The organism is Pseudomonas sp. LBUM1673, assembly GCF_059695645.1.
Genome location: NZ_CP166780.1, coordinates 678,763 through 691,461 on the forward strand (window position 1 = coordinate 678,763; position 12,699 = coordinate 691,461).

Here is a 12,699-nt window from a genome sequence, read left to right on the forward strand (position 1 = left end):
CGATTTCTGTTTTTTGCTTGAGGAGTGACCCATGGTTGCCGCATTGCTTGATCGTCTTGGTGTGAACCCGGCCCTGTACCAGAACGGCAAAGTGCCTGTGCATTCGCCGATTGATGGCAGCCAGATCGCTGCCGTGAACTGGGAAGGCGCCGCTGAAGTCGAGCAGCACATCAGTCGCGCAGATCATGCGTTCGAATTGTGGCGCAAGGTCCCGGCACCGCGCCGTGGCGAATTGGTGCGCCAATTGGGCGACATCTTGCGTGAGTACAAGGCCGATCTCGGTGAGCTGGTTTCCTGGGAGGCTGGCAAGATCACTCAAGAAGGTTTGGGTGAAGTTCAGGAAATGATCGACATCTGCGACTTCGCCGTCGGTCTGTCCCGTCAGCTGTACGGTTTGACCATTGCCTCCGAGCGCCCTGGCCACCACATGCGCGAAACCTGGCACCCGCTGGGCATCGTTGGCGTAATCAGTGCGTTCAACTTCCCGGTCGCCGTCTGGGCCTGGAACGCGACGCTGGCGCTGGTCTGCGGTAACCCGGTGATCTGGAAACCGTCGGAGAAAACCCCGCTGACCGCGCTGGCCTGCCAGGCGCTGTTCGACCGTGTCCTGAAAAACTTCAGCGACGCTCCGCCGCACCTGAGCCAGGTGATTATCGGTGGTCGCGATGCTGGCGAAGCCCTGGTCGACGACCCGCGTGTCGCGCTGGTCAGCGCCACCGGCAGCACCCGCATGGGTCGTGAAGTGGCGCCGAAAATTGCTGCGCGTTTCGCCCGCAGCATTCTGGAGCTGGGCGGCAACAACTCGATGATCCTCGGCCCAAGCGCCGACCTGGACATGGCCGTACGGGCGATTCTGTTCAGCGCCGTCGGCACCGCCGGTCAACGTTGCACCACCTTGCGTCGCCTGATCGCCCACGAGTCGGTGAAAGAAGAAATCGTCACTCGCCTGAAAGCCGCTTACTCCAAGGTGCGCATCGGCCATCCACTGGAAGGCAATCTGGTCGGGCCGCTGATCGACAAGCACAGCTTCGACAACATGCGGGACGCGCTGGAGCAGGCCTTGAGCGAAGGTGGCCGGGTGTTCGGCGGCAAGCGTCAGCTGGAAGACAAGTTCCCCAATGCTTACTACGTCTCGCCAGCCATCGTCGAAATGCCGGAGCAGAGCGATGTGGTACGCGACGAAACCTTCGCGCCAATCCTGTATGTGGTCGGTTACAAGGATTTTGACGAAGCATTGCGCCTGAACAACGCCGTGCCACAAGGTCTGTCGTCATGCATCTTCACCACCGACGTGCGTGAAGCCGAGCAGTTCATGTCGGCGGTGGGCAGCGATTGCGGCATCGCCAACGTCAACATCGGCCCGAGCGGCGCGGAAATCGGCGGGGCGTTTGGCGGCGAGAAGGAAACAGGTGGTGGCCGAGAGTCCGGTTCGGATGCATGGCGTGGGTACATGCGCCGTCAGACCAACACCGTGAACTATTCGCTGGAGTTGCCGTTGGCTCAAGGGATTACGTTTGACTAAACCTCAAGTCGAATAGTGATCCAATGTGTGTGCGGGCTTGCTCGCGAATGCGGTCTGTCAGTCACATCAATGTTGGATGTGCCGCCGTCTTCGCGAGCAAGCCCGCTCCCACACTGGGAACTGTGTGTTGGTTAGGTTTCGGATTGGAGTCTGGCAATGCCGTTACGCGAAGAGTGTCTGTGGGAAAAACTGACGCCGCAAAGGCCCGACAACGGGTTGCTCAAGGGCGAGGTCAGGGCGGATGTCTGCGTCATCGGTGCCGGTTTTACCGGTCTGTCGGCGGCGGTGCATCTGCTGGAACAAGGTAAAAGTGTTTGTGTGCTGGAAGCGCATCGCGCCGGGCATGGCGGTTCGGGTCGCAACGTCGGGCTGGTCAACGCCGGGATGTGGATTCCACCGGATGAAATCGAAGCCGGTTTCGGCGAGGCGGTCGGCAGTCAGCTCAACCGTATGCTCGGTGCGGCGCCGTCACTGGTGTTCAGCCTGGTCGACAAATACAACATCGATTGCCAGTTACGCCGCGAAGGCACGCTGCACATGGCGCACAACGCGCGTGGCGAGGCGGATCTGCGCAGTCGCGAAGCACAATGGAAGCGTCGCGGGGCACCGGTCGAGCTGTTGACCGGGGAGGCCTGCGAACAAGCCACGGGCACCAAAAGGATTGCCGCCGCGTTGCTCGATCGGCGTGCTGGCACGATCAACCCGATGGCCTACACCACGGGGCTGGCCAACGCGGCCCTCGGCCTCGGCGGCCAGTTGTTCGATCATTCCCCGGTGACCCGACTCGAACGTCAGGGCCAGCGCTGGTCGGTGCAGACCGCTCAGGGTTCGGTGCTGGCCGAGCAGGTGGTGATTGCGTCCAACGCCTACACCGAAGGTGACTGGACAGAGCTGCGGCGTAACTTTTTCCCCGGTTATTACTATCAAGTGGCCTCGGTGCCGCTGACCGAAGACGCCGCGCAGCAAATTCTTCCCGGTGGCCAGGGTTCCTGGGACACCCGGCAGGTGCTCAGCAGCATTCGTCGCGATGCCGAAGGGCGGTTGTTACTCGGCAGCCTCGGCAATGGCAACCAGAAACCGACCTGGTTCCTGAAGGCCTGGGCCGACCGTGTTCAGCAGCACTATTTCCCTTACCTGAAACCAGTGGAGTGGGAGTGCACCTGGACCGGTTGCATCGCCTTCACCCCCGATCATTTGATGCGCCTGTTCGAGCCGGCACCGGGTCTGGTGGCCGTTACCGGCTATAACGGTCGAGGCGTGACCACCGGCACAGTGGTCGGCAAAGCCTTCGCCGATTATTTGTGTAACGGAAATCCTCAAGCCCTGCCGATTCCCTTCGCCCCCATGCAGCCATTGGCGGGCGTGGGGCTGCGAAGCTGCCTGTATGAGGCCGGTTTTTCGCTGTATCACGCGGGCCAGTGCCTGCGGATCGTGATCTGATTGTTGAAATATGTTGCTGGAAGCGGCGCTTTTCGGCGAAGCGGCTAGCCTGTAGTGGTGCGGGTTGTAGCAGTTGCGCACCAGCAGTGTGCAGTTCGGTGACGCAGGCTGTTACAGGCTGGTTGCACATCGTTTGACGCTGCGGTTGCAATGATGGCGCGCGTGGGTTGCGCCTTATGAGATAAAAGGTTTCACCTCTCGCGGTTTAGACGGTTGCACGCCCAATGAAAAAGGGCCCGAAACAGTCGAAATAACAATAAAGCAGCGACTTTTTTCAGAATAAAAAACCGATGGCACGGCCCTTGCTCTGAGCATCAGTGAAGTCGCAGTGCCAACTAAAAAAAACCTTGGAGCACCACCTCATGTCCCAGACGTTTTACAAGAAAGGCTTTCTGGCCCTCGCAGTGGCAGCTGCGTTGGGTGTTTCTGCGTTTGCACAGGCTGATGTGAAAATCGGTGTGGCGGGTCCGATGACAGGCGCCAACGCCGCATTTGGCGAGCAGTACATGAAGGGGGCGCAGGCAGCCGCTGATGCGGTCAACGCGGCTGGCGGTGTCAACGGGGAAAAAATCGTACTGGTCAAAGGCGATGACGCCTGCGAACCGAAGCAGGCTGTGACGGTCGCCAAGGACCTGACCAACCAGAAAGTCGCTGGCGTGGTCGGTCACTTCTGCTCCTCGTCGACCATCCCGGCCTCCGAGATCTACGACGAAGCGGGCATCATCGCGATCACGCCAGGTTCCACCAACCCGGCTGTTACCGAGCGCGGCCTGAGTGCCATGTTCCGTATGTGCGGGCGTGACGACCAGCAAGGCATCGTGGCCGGCGACTACATCGTCGACGTGCTCAAGGGCAAGAAAGTGGTGGTCCTGCACGACAAGGATACCTACGGTCAAGGTCTGGCGGATGCTACCAAGGCTCAGTTGGCCAAGCGCGGCGTAACGCCGGTCCTGTACGAAGGCCTGACCCGTGGCGAAAAAGACTTCAGCACCATCGTCACCAAAATCCGCGGCGCTGGCGCCGACGTCGTTTACTTCGGCGGCCTGCACCCGGAAGCCGGTCCTCTGGTTCGTCAACTGCGTGAGCAAGGTCTCAAAGACGTCAAGTTCATGTCCGACGACGGCATCGTAACCGACGAACTGGTGACCACCGCTGGCGGTCCGCAATTCGTTGACGGCGTGCTGATGACCTTTGGTGCCGACCCACGCATGCTCCCAGAGAGCAAGACCGTAGTGGACGAGTTCCGCAAGAAAGGCACCGAGCCTGAAGGCTACACCCTGTACGCCTATGCTTCGGTCCAGACCCTGGCCGCAGCCTTCAATGGCTCCAAATCCAACAGTGGCGAGAAAGCCGCTGAGTGGCTGAAGAAAAATCCGGTCAAAACCGTGATGGGCGAGAAGACCTGGGACGCCAAGGGCGACCTGAAAGTCTCCGACTACGTGGTTTACCAGTGGGACAAGGATGGCAAATACCACCAGCTGGAAAAACAGAAGTGATATGACTTGCTGATTGCCCGGCGCCTTGCGCCGGGCAATCAAAGAACATGTCCGTGCTGTACCTGTCTTTTCTCGTAGAGCTGCATATAACCGTGTTGCGTCGGCGGCTGAACTCCGGTCCGGCGCACCCGGTTTTTGTGCAGTCTCTCAAGTGCGTGAGATTGCGTTATGGATGGTATTTTCCTGCAGCAACTGGTCAACGGCCTGACCCTCGGGTCGGTCTATGGCCTGATCGCCATCGGCTACACAATGGTCTATGGCATCATCGGCATGATCAACTTCGCCCACGGCGAGGTTTACATGATTTCCGCTTACCTCGCGGCGATCAGTCTGGCTCTGCTGGCATACTTCGGTATTGAATCCTTCCCCCTGCTGATGCTTGGCACACTGGTATTCACCATCATCGTCACCGCGGTGTATGGCTGGGTCATCGAGCGCGTCGCCTACAAACCGCTGCGCAACTCCACCCGACTGGCACCGCTGATCAGCGCCATCGGTATTTCGCTGATCCTGCAAAACTATGCACAGATTTCCCAAGGCGCCCGTCAACAGGGCGTACCGACATTGCTGACCGGTGCATGGCGAGTTGAAGTCGGAACTGGCTTCGTCCAGCTTACCTACACCAAGATCTTCATTCTGGTCGCAGCGTTTGTCGGGATGGCCCTGCTGACCTACGTCATCAAGTACACCAAGCTCGGCCGTATGTGCCGCGCCACCCAGCAAGACCGCAAGATGGCCTCGATTCTGGGGATCAACACCGATCGCGTCATTTCCTACGTGTTCATCATCGGTGCCGCGATGGCGGCCCTGGCCGGCGTGCTGATCACCATGAACTACGGCACATTCGACTTTTACGCGGGCTTCATCATTGGCATCAAGGCGTTCACCGCCGCGGTGCTTGGTGGGATCGGCTCGCTGCCTGGGGCGATGCTCGGCGGGATCATTCTGGGGATCTCCGAGTCGCTGTTCTCCGGATTGGTCAACTCGGACTACAAAGACGTTTTCAGCTTCTCGCTGCTCGTTCTCGTTCTGGTCTTTCGGCCCCAAGGCCTGCTCGGCCGTCCTCTTGTGTCGAAGGTGTAAGCGATGTCTTCAACCACTAAAAAAACCATTGATCTCAAAAGAAGCCTGGTTGACGCGATTCTTGCCGGCCTGGTGGCCCTGATTGTGTTCGGCCCGATTGTCGGCGTAGTCCTCGACGGCTACGGCTTCAACCTGGAAGCGACCCGGGTGGCATGGATTGTCGCCATCGTCATGGCCGGCCGCTTTGCCTTGAGCCTGTTCCTGCAAACCCCCAAGGGCCTGAGAATTCTTGAAGGCTTTGAAAGTACCGGCTCCGGGGTTCATGTACTGCCGCCTGATTACAAATCCCGCTTGCGCTGGATTATCCCGGTGATGATCGTTATCGCCGTGGTGTTCCCGTTTTTCTCCAACTCCTACCTCCTGGGCGTGGTCATCCTCGGGCTGATCTACGTATTGCTGGGCCTGGGGCTGAACATCGTGGTCGGCCTGGCCGGCCTGCTCGACCTGGGTTACGTGGCGTTCTACGCCATCGGTGCCTACGGGCTGGCGCTCGGTTATCAATACCTGGGGCTGGGTTTCTGGACGGTGCTGCCGCTGGCGGCAATCATTGCCGGGTTGGCAGGTTGCATCCTGGGTTTCCCGGTGCTGCGCCTGCACGGTGACTACCTGGCGATCGTGACCCTGGGATTCGGTGAAATCATCCGGTTGATCCTCAATAACTGGTTGTCCCTGACCGGCGGCCCGAACGGTATGGCGGCTCCGTTGCCGACCTTCTTCGGCCTCGAGTTTGGCAAAAGAGCGAAGGAGGGGGGCGTCCCGTTCCATGAGTTCTTCGGCATCGCCTATAACCCGGACGTGAAGTACTACTTCATATACGCGGTGTTGTTCCTGGTGGTTCTGGCCGTGCTGTACATCAAGCACCGCTTGACCCGCATGCCGGTCGGTCGCGCATGGGAAGCCTTGCGTGAAGACGAAATCGCCTGTCGCTCCATGGGCCTGAATCACGTACTGGTCAAGCTGTCGGCGTTCACCATCGGCGCATCGACTGCCGGTCTGGCGGGCGTGTTCTTCGCTACCTATCAGGGTTTCGTCAACCCGACCTCGTTCACCTTCTTCGAATCGGCACTGATCCTCGCCATCGTGGTGCTCGGCGGCATGGGCTCGACCATCGGCGTGGTGATTGCGGCGTTCGTGCTGACCGTCGCCCCGGAACTGCTGCGCGGCTTCGCTGAGTATCGCGTGCTGCTGTTCGGCATCCTGATGGTGTTGATGATGATCTGGCGACCGCGTGGCCTGATTCGGATCAGCCGCACCGGTGTGACCCCGCGTAAAGGAGTGGCGCCATGAGCGAAGAAATCGTTCTCTCGGTCGAAAATCTGATGATGCACTTCGGCGGCATCAAAGCCCTGAGTAACGTCAGCCTGCAAGTCAAACGCAACTCTATTTTTGCGTTGATCGGCCCCAACGGCGCGGGCAAGACCACGGTGTTCAACTGCCTGACCGGGTTCTATAAAGCGTCCGGCGGGCATATCGAACTCAACGCCCATGGTGTGAAAACCGACGTCATCAAAATGCTCGGGGAACCGTTCAAGGCAGTTGATTTCGTTTCGCCGAAAAGCTTCGTCAGCCGGCTTCACTACAAGATGTTTGGTGGCACGCACCTGATCAACCGTGCCGGTCTGGCGCGGACTTTTCAGAACATTCGCTTGTTCAAGGAAATGTCGGTGCTGGAAAACCTGCTGGTGGCCCAACACATGTGGGTCAACCGCAACCTGCTTTCGGGCATCCTCAACACCAAGGGTTACCGCAAAGCCGAAAGCGATGCACTGGAACACGCGTTCTATTGGCTGGAAGTGGTGAACCTGGTGGACTGCGCCAACCGCCTGGCTGGTGAGCTGTCCTACGGTCAACAACGCCGTCTGGAGATCGCCCGGGCCATGTGCACCCGGCCACAGATCATCTGCCTCGACGAACCGGCCGCCGGCCTCAACCCTCAGGAAACCGAAGCGCTGAGCGCGATGATCCGGCTGCTGCGCGACGAGCATGATCTGACCGTGGTGCTGATCGAACACGACATGGGCATGGTAATGAGTATTTCCGACCACATCGTGGTGCTGGACCACGGCGTTGTCATCGCCGAGGGCGGGCCTGAAGCGATTCGACACGATCCGAAAGTGATTGCCGCCTACCTGGGCGCAGAAGAAGAGGAAGTGGTATGAGTGCACCCATCCTCGAACTCAAGGATCTGGACGTGTTCTACGGGCCGATTCAGGCCCTGAAGAAAGTCTCGTTGCACATCAATGAAGGTGAAACCGTCAGCCTGATCGGCTCCAACGGCGCCGGCAAATCGACCCTGCTGATGTCGATCTTCGGCCAGCCGCGGGCCGCTGACGGGCAAATCATCTATCAGGGTGTGGATATCACTCACAAGTCGTCGCACTACATCGCGTCCAATGGTATCGCTCAGTCGCCGGAAGGCCGGCGGGTGTTCCCTGACATGACCGTCGAGGAAAACCTGTTGATGGGCACCATTCCGATCGGTGACAAGTACGCCAAGGAAGACATGCAGCGCATGTTCGAGTTGTTTCCACGGCTCGAAGAGCGGCGTACCCAGCGCGCCATGACCATGTCCGGCGGCGAACAGCAAATGCTCGCCATCGCCCGGGCGCTCATGAGCCGGCCAAAGCTGTTGTTGCTCGATGAACCGAGCCTGGGGTTGGCGCCGATTGTGGTGAAACAGATCTTCGCAACCCTGCGGGAACTGGCCCGCACCGGCATGACCATCTTCCTGGTGGAGCAGAACGCCAACCACGCGCTCAAGCTGTCGGATCGGGCATACGTGATGGTCAACGGCGAGATTCGCCTTAGCGGCACCGGCAAGGAGCTTCTGGTGAACGATGAAGTGCGTAACGCCTACCTCGGCGGGCACTAAACCGAAGAGGCAAAAAAACGCCCTGACGCACTCAACGTCAGGGCGTTTTTTTATGCCCGAAAATCCCTCGTAGGAGCTGCCGAAGGCTGCGATCTTTTGATCTTGCTTTGAGGTGTCTGTGGAAAAGATCGCAGCCTTCGGCAGCTCCTACACAGGATGGTGCTTTGAGGTAAAGGGAAATTGTGGAAAACAATATTCATGACCTCTCAAAGCGCGACATAAAGCCGCTGCAAATCGCTGTTTTGTCACGGTTTTGACTTGTCCCCGTTTGCTGTGGAGCTGGCTGTGAATAACGTGGGAGTAGCTGGCTGCAAGCCTTTAAATACGTGGCTTACAGAGAGGTGGTTGTTTTGTGATCAGGTGTTTTTGCAAGACCTGAAGCAGGCTTTGTCAACCTTTTTGTTATGGGCGAACAGGCTATGAATTGAGGTGGACAAGCCTGTGGATAAGTCTGTGGTTAAACTCTGGAAAGACTCGGCGGAGGGCCGTAGTTGCTGGCTTGGCGCCATCGTCGGTTTGATCGCTCGGTCGTGCAAATTGCCCGGGGTTACACTGCCGACACCCGAGGGTCAAGCAAAAAAATTTCTAATCTGCCCGCAAAGCCTTGTGGACAGCGGCTTGCAGCTTTTCCACTTGCCCCCGGAAACTGTGGACCGGCCTGTGGATAAGGTGCGCGTACATGGCTGCAAGCCACGGGGCATATGGCGTTGCCAGTGTTGATCATTTTTTGTACGGTTTTTGTGACAGTTGCCGGTGTGGGCAAGGCCGGGCATGCTGGCACCTGATTTTCTATTCCAAGGGCTGTCGATCAGCCGAAGCAAGGAGAACACGATGTCCAACACCCTGTTTATTACCGGCGCGACCTCCGGTTTTGGTGAAGCCTGTGCCCGTCGTTTTGCCGAAGCCGGCTGGAAACTGGTGCTGACAGGTCGTCGTGAAGAACGCCTCAATGCCCTGTGCGCCGAGTTGTCGAAGCAGACCGAGGTTCATGGCCTGGTGCTCGACGTACGGGATCGCAAAGCCATGGAGGAGGCGATTGCCGACCTGCCGCCGTCCTTCACCAAGCTGCGCGGGCTGATCAACAACGCCGGCCTGGCCCTGGGCGTGGACCCGGCCCCCAAGTGCGATCTTGATGATTGGGACACCATGGTCGACACCAACATCAAAGGCCTGATGTACAGCACTCGCCTGCTGCTGCCGCGTTTGATCGCTCATGGCCGTGGCGCCAGCATCGTCAACCTCGGCTCCATCGCCGGCAACTACCCGTACCCGGGCAGCCACGTGTATGGCGCCAGCAAGGCGTTCGTCAAACAGTTCTCCCTGAACCTGCGCTGCGACCTGCAAGGTACGGGCGTGCGGGTCAGCAACATCGAGCCGGGTCTGTGCGAGAGTGAGTTCTCGTTGGTGCGTTTTGCCGGTGACCAAGAGCGGTACAACGCCACTTACGCCGGCGCCGAGCCGATCCAGCCGCAAGACATCGCCGAGACTATTTTCTGGGTGCTCAACGCGCCGGCCCACATCAACATCAATAGCCTCGAGCTGATGCCGGTGAGCCAGACCTGGAGCGGGTTTGCCATTGAGCGTAATACGAAGGCTTAAGACCGCGTAACGGCTATTCGCGGGCAAGCCTCGCTCCTGCAAGTCATGTGTCGTTCGCAGAATCGCGATTCAACATCAAACCTGTAGGAGCGAGGCTTGCCCGCGAAAGCAATCTCCCAATCAGCGCAAATACTCCGCCAACCCGCGATAACAGGTCGCCAAGTGATAAGGCGTGGTCGAAGGCATGTCCTTGCGGCTCACTTCACCCTGCTCGTCACGACACTCATACCAGCCGCCCGCATGTAAAAAGCGTTGTTGCAACGCCTGCAATTGGTGCTGCACCGATGCTTCGTTACCCGGGCGCAAGGTCAGGGCGCGCAGGTACTCGGCCTGGGCCCAGATGCGTTGGGTCGCATCACGAGGGCGGTCGTTCAGTGCAAGCATCGCTCGCACAGCACCGGTCTGCTGATCGACACCCCGTTGTTCAGTGAACGCAAACGCGCGTTCCAGCGAGGTGTGCAGTTTCGAGCCATGCAGCAATGGCGAGGACTCCAGCAGGAAATACCATTCGAACTGATGCCCTGGCTCGAACCAGTTATCCACAGCTCCCAACGGCTTTTCCATCAACACCGCGTGTTGCGGGTCGATGAAGCGTTTTTGCATGGCTGTGCATAACTCGATGAGCGCGCTCTGCACAACAGCGTCTTCACGTACCGAAAGGGTGGCGAGGAAGGCTTCGGCCAGGTGCATCAGAGGATTCTGTAGCGGCCCGGCGTTGAGCGAGGACCAATCTCGGTCCAGGCTCGCTTCGTACAGGCCGTCACCCGTGGCGAAACGCTGCGCCACGACTTCCAGCGCGGCGTTGAGCACCGACTCCACCAGCGGTTCGCGAACCTTGTCCCAATAATGGGCGCAGGCGAACAGGATGAAGGCGTGGGTGTAGAGGTCTTTACGCTGATCCAGCGGCGCACCTTGCGGGTCGATGCTATAGAACCAGCCGCCATGCTCGGCATCATGGAAATGTCGCTGCAAGGAACGGAACAGCGCCGCCGCCCGTTCTTCGGCCTGGGGAACTTGGCCGACCAGGCTGGAAAACAGGTACAGCTGCCGCGCACAGGCCATGGCCCGGTAGCGCTGAGGTGGCAGCGGTCGATGCTCGGCGTCCAGCGCTTCATAAGGCAATGCCATGTCGGCGTTCCAGCCGGGGCCTTGCCAGAGCGGCACGATCACGTCCTGGAAGTGCTGTTGCACCGAGGCAAACAGGGCGGTCAATTCAGGCTGGGAAGCAGAGCGGGAAACAGGCGGCATTGGCTGGCGTCGTCACGGCAGGGGCGATTGCGCGACATGGTAGCAGAGAGGCAGGCTTGAGAGAGGCGGTGTCTGATCGGACGCTATCGCGGGCAAGCCCGCTCCCACAGGGATCATCGGTATTCACACGATCTGTGCGGGCGGCGAATATCCTGTGGGAGCGGGCTTGCCCGCGAAGAGGCCGGTTCAGGCGCTAGAGAATCAACCCGTCAGCAACCACACCCCAGTCGCCGCCGAAGCCGCGCCCGCGAGCCGAACCAATGGTGCCGCCGCTTGAGGCAACATTCGAACCACCGCATAACCCGCTGCATGCAAAGTCGCCGTCGCCACCACAAACCCTGCGGCATAGGCCCACGGGCTCGACATGTCCGGCAACTCCAGACCATGCGCCACGCCGTGGAACAACGCAAACAACGCGGTCGCACCCACTGCCATGCTCAACGGTGGACGCACCGCCAATGCCACCGCCAGGCCCAACGCCAAAACCGATGCCGCAATCCCGCTTTCCAGCGCCGGCAGGTTCAGCCCTTCAAAGCCCAGCAGCCCGCCGATGAGCATGGTGCCGACGAACGTGCATGGCAGCGCCCAGCGCGCGGCGCCTTTGTGCTGCGCTGCCCACAACCCCACGGCAACCATCGCCAGCAAATGATCGAGGCCGCCGATCGGGTGGCTGATGCCGGCCATCAGGCCATTGTCGCCATGGCCCGGATGAGCGAAGGCGATGGTCGGGGTCAGCAGCAGGGCCATGGCGCCCAGAATGCGTTTCAGTGTCATGGATAAGCTTCCTTGTTGATAAGTGTGATCGTGGTCAGGCCGCAGTCAGCAAGCCCTGGCGTTCGATGAAGGCGATGATTGCTTCCAGACCCTGGCCGGTTTTCTGGTTGCTGAAGACGAACGGTTTGCCGTTACGCATGCGCTTGGTGTCGCTGTCCATCATCTCCAGCGAGGCGCCCACCAACGGTGCGAGGTCGATTTTGTTGATCACCAGCAAATCGGATTTGCAGATTCCCGGCCCGCCCTTGCGCGGCAGCTTGTCGCCGGCCGAAACGTCGATCACGTAGATAGTCAGGTCGGACAGTTCCGGGCTGAAGGTCGCCGAGAGGTTGTCGCCACCGGACTCCACCAGAATCAGGTCCAGCCCTGGAAAGCGCCGGTTCAGTTGATCCACGGCTTCGAGATTGATCGAGGCGTCTTCGCGGATCGCCGTGTGCGGGCAGCCGCCGGTTTCCACGCCGATGATCCGCTCTGGCGCCAGGGCTTCGTTGCGCACCAGGAAATCGGCGTCTTCTCGGGTGTAGATGTCGTTGGTCACTACCGCGAGGTTGTAGCGCTCGCGCAGGGCCAGGCACAGGGCCAGGGTCAGGGCGGTTTTGCCGGAGCCGACCGGGCCGCCGATGCCGACGCGCAGGGGTTGTGTGTTCATGTGACTCTCCAAATTA

At 59.6% G+C, this 12,699-nt stretch carries 11 protein-coding genes; 8 read left to right on the forward strand and 3 right to left on the reverse strand.

Annotation, left to right across the window (positions count from 1 at the left end):
- Positions 1-31: 31 nt before the first annotated feature.
- From amaB to ACA044_RS03040, 8 genes are all read left to right on the forward strand, one after another.
- A complete protein-coding gene (gene amaB / locus ACA044_RS03005; RefSeq protein WP_497445091.1) occupies positions 32-1,522 on the forward strand; it encodes an L-piperidine-6-carboxylate dehydrogenase in 1,491 nt (496 codons plus the stop codon).
- Between the two features lie 156 nt (positions 1,523-1,678).
- Positions 1,679-2,962 carry an L-pipecolate oxidase gene (amaA, locus tag ACA044_RS03010; RefSeq protein ID WP_497445092.1) on the forward strand — a complete coding sequence of 428 codons (1,284 nt, stop codon included), beginning with the start codon at positions 1,679-1,681 and terminating at the stop codon, positions 2,960-2,962.
- 362 nt (positions 2,963-3,324) lie between these two features.
- Positions 3,325-4,458, forward strand: coding sequence for a branched-chain amino acid ABC transporter substrate-binding protein (locus ACA044_RS03015; protein WP_497445093.1), 1,134 nt, complete (start codon positions 3,325-3,327; stop codon positions 4,456-4,458).
- A gap of 168 nt (positions 4,459-4,626) precedes the next feature.
- Positions 4,627-5,541, forward strand: coding sequence for an ABC transporter permease subunit (locus ACA044_RS03020; RefSeq protein ID WP_008068915.1), 915 nt, complete (start codon positions 4,627-4,629; stop codon positions 5,539-5,541).
- 3 nt (positions 5,542-5,544) lie between these two features.
- Positions 5,545-6,828 carry a high-affinity branched-chain amino acid ABC transporter permease LivM gene (gene livM, locus ACA044_RS03025; protein WP_497445094.1) on the forward strand — a complete coding sequence of 428 codons (1,284 nt, stop codon included), beginning with the start codon at positions 5,545-5,547 and terminating at the stop codon, positions 6,826-6,828.
- Positions 6,825-7,700, forward strand: coding sequence for an ABC transporter ATP-binding protein (locus tag ACA044_RS03030; protein WP_497445095.1), 876 nt, complete (start codon positions 6,825-6,827; stop codon positions 7,698-7,700). The genes livM and ACA044_RS03030 overlap by 4 nt, the downstream gene beginning before the upstream one ends.
- Positions 7,697-8,413 (forward strand): ABC transporter ATP-binding protein, encoded by a 717-nt coding sequence (locus ACA044_RS03035; RefSeq protein WP_497445096.1) that lies wholly within the window; start codon positions 7,697-7,699, stop codon positions 8,411-8,413. Before ACA044_RS03030 ends, ACA044_RS03035 begins: the two co-directional genes overlap by 4 nt.
- An 831-nt stretch (positions 8,414-9,244) precedes the next feature.
- Positions 9,245-10,012 carry an SDR family oxidoreductase gene (locus tag ACA044_RS03040; RefSeq protein WP_497445097.1) on the forward strand — a complete coding sequence of 256 codons (768 nt, stop codon included), beginning with the start codon at positions 9,245-9,247 and terminating at the stop codon, positions 10,010-10,012.
- Positions 10,013-10,132: 120 nt separating this feature from the next.
- Here the strand turns inward: ACA044_RS03040 and ACA044_RS03045 are convergent, their stop codons facing one another.
- The 3 genes from ACA044_RS03045 to ureG form a co-directional block, all read right to left on the reverse strand.
- Positions 10,133-11,260, reverse strand: a complete 1,128-nt coding sequence (locus ACA044_RS03045; protein WP_497445098.1) for an AGE family epimerase/isomerase — start codon at positions 11,258-11,260, stop codon at positions 10,133-10,135.
- A gap of 201 nt (positions 11,261-11,461) precedes the next feature.
- Positions 11,462-12,034 carry a HupE/UreJ family protein gene (locus tag ACA044_RS03050; RefSeq protein ID WP_497445099.1) on the reverse strand — a complete coding sequence of 191 codons (573 nt, stop codon included), beginning with the start codon at positions 12,032-12,034 and terminating at the stop codon, positions 11,462-11,464.
- 34 nt (positions 12,035-12,068) lie between these two features.
- Complete coding sequence (gene ureG / locus ACA044_RS03055) at positions 12,069-12,683, reverse strand: urease accessory protein UreG (protein ID WP_053116815.1); 615 nt, start codon at positions 12,681-12,683, stop codon at positions 12,069-12,071.
- Positions 12,684-12,699 lie beyond the last annotated feature (16 nt).

Bases quoted from the DNA above. Each gene is read 5' to 3' on its own strand.
- amaB (WP_497445091.1), top strand. From the start codon at position 32: ATGGTTGCCGCATTGCTTGATCGTCTTGGTGTGAACCCGGCCCTGTAC.
- amaA (WP_497445092.1), top strand. From the start codon at position 1,679: ATGCCGTTACGCGAAGAGTGTCTGTGGGAAAAACTGACGCCGCAAAGG.
- ACA044_RS03015 (WP_497445093.1), top strand. From the start codon at position 3,325: ATGTCCCAGACGTTTTACAAGAAAGGCTTTCTGGCCCTCGCAGTGGCA.
- ACA044_RS03020 (WP_008068915.1), top strand. From the start codon at position 4,627: ATGGATGGTATTTTCCTGCAGCAACTGGTCAACGGCCTGACCCTCGGG.
- livM (WP_497445094.1), top strand. From the start codon at position 5,545: ATGTCTTCAACCACTAAAAAAACCATTGATCTCAAAAGAAGCCTGGTT.
- ACA044_RS03030 (WP_497445095.1), top strand. From the start codon at position 6,825: ATGAGCGAAGAAATCGTTCTCTCGGTCGAAAATCTGATGATGCACTTC.
- ACA044_RS03035 (WP_497445096.1), top strand. From the start codon at position 7,697: ATGAGTGCACCCATCCTCGAACTCAAGGATCTGGACGTGTTCTACGGG.
- ACA044_RS03040 (WP_497445097.1), top strand. From the start codon at position 9,245: ATGTCCAACACCCTGTTTATTACCGGCGCGACCTCCGGTTTTGGTGAA.
- ACA044_RS03045 (WP_497445098.1), bottom strand. From the start codon at position 11,260: ATGCCGCCTGTTTCCCGCTCTGCTTCCCAGCCTGAATTGACCGCCCTG.
- ACA044_RS03050 (WP_497445099.1), bottom strand. From the start codon at position 12,034: ATGACACTGAAACGCATTCTGGGCGCCATGGCCCTGCTGCTGACCCCG.
- ureG (WP_053116815.1), bottom strand. From the start codon at position 12,683: ATGAACACACAACCCCTGCGCGTCGGCATCGGCGGCCCGGTCGGCTCC.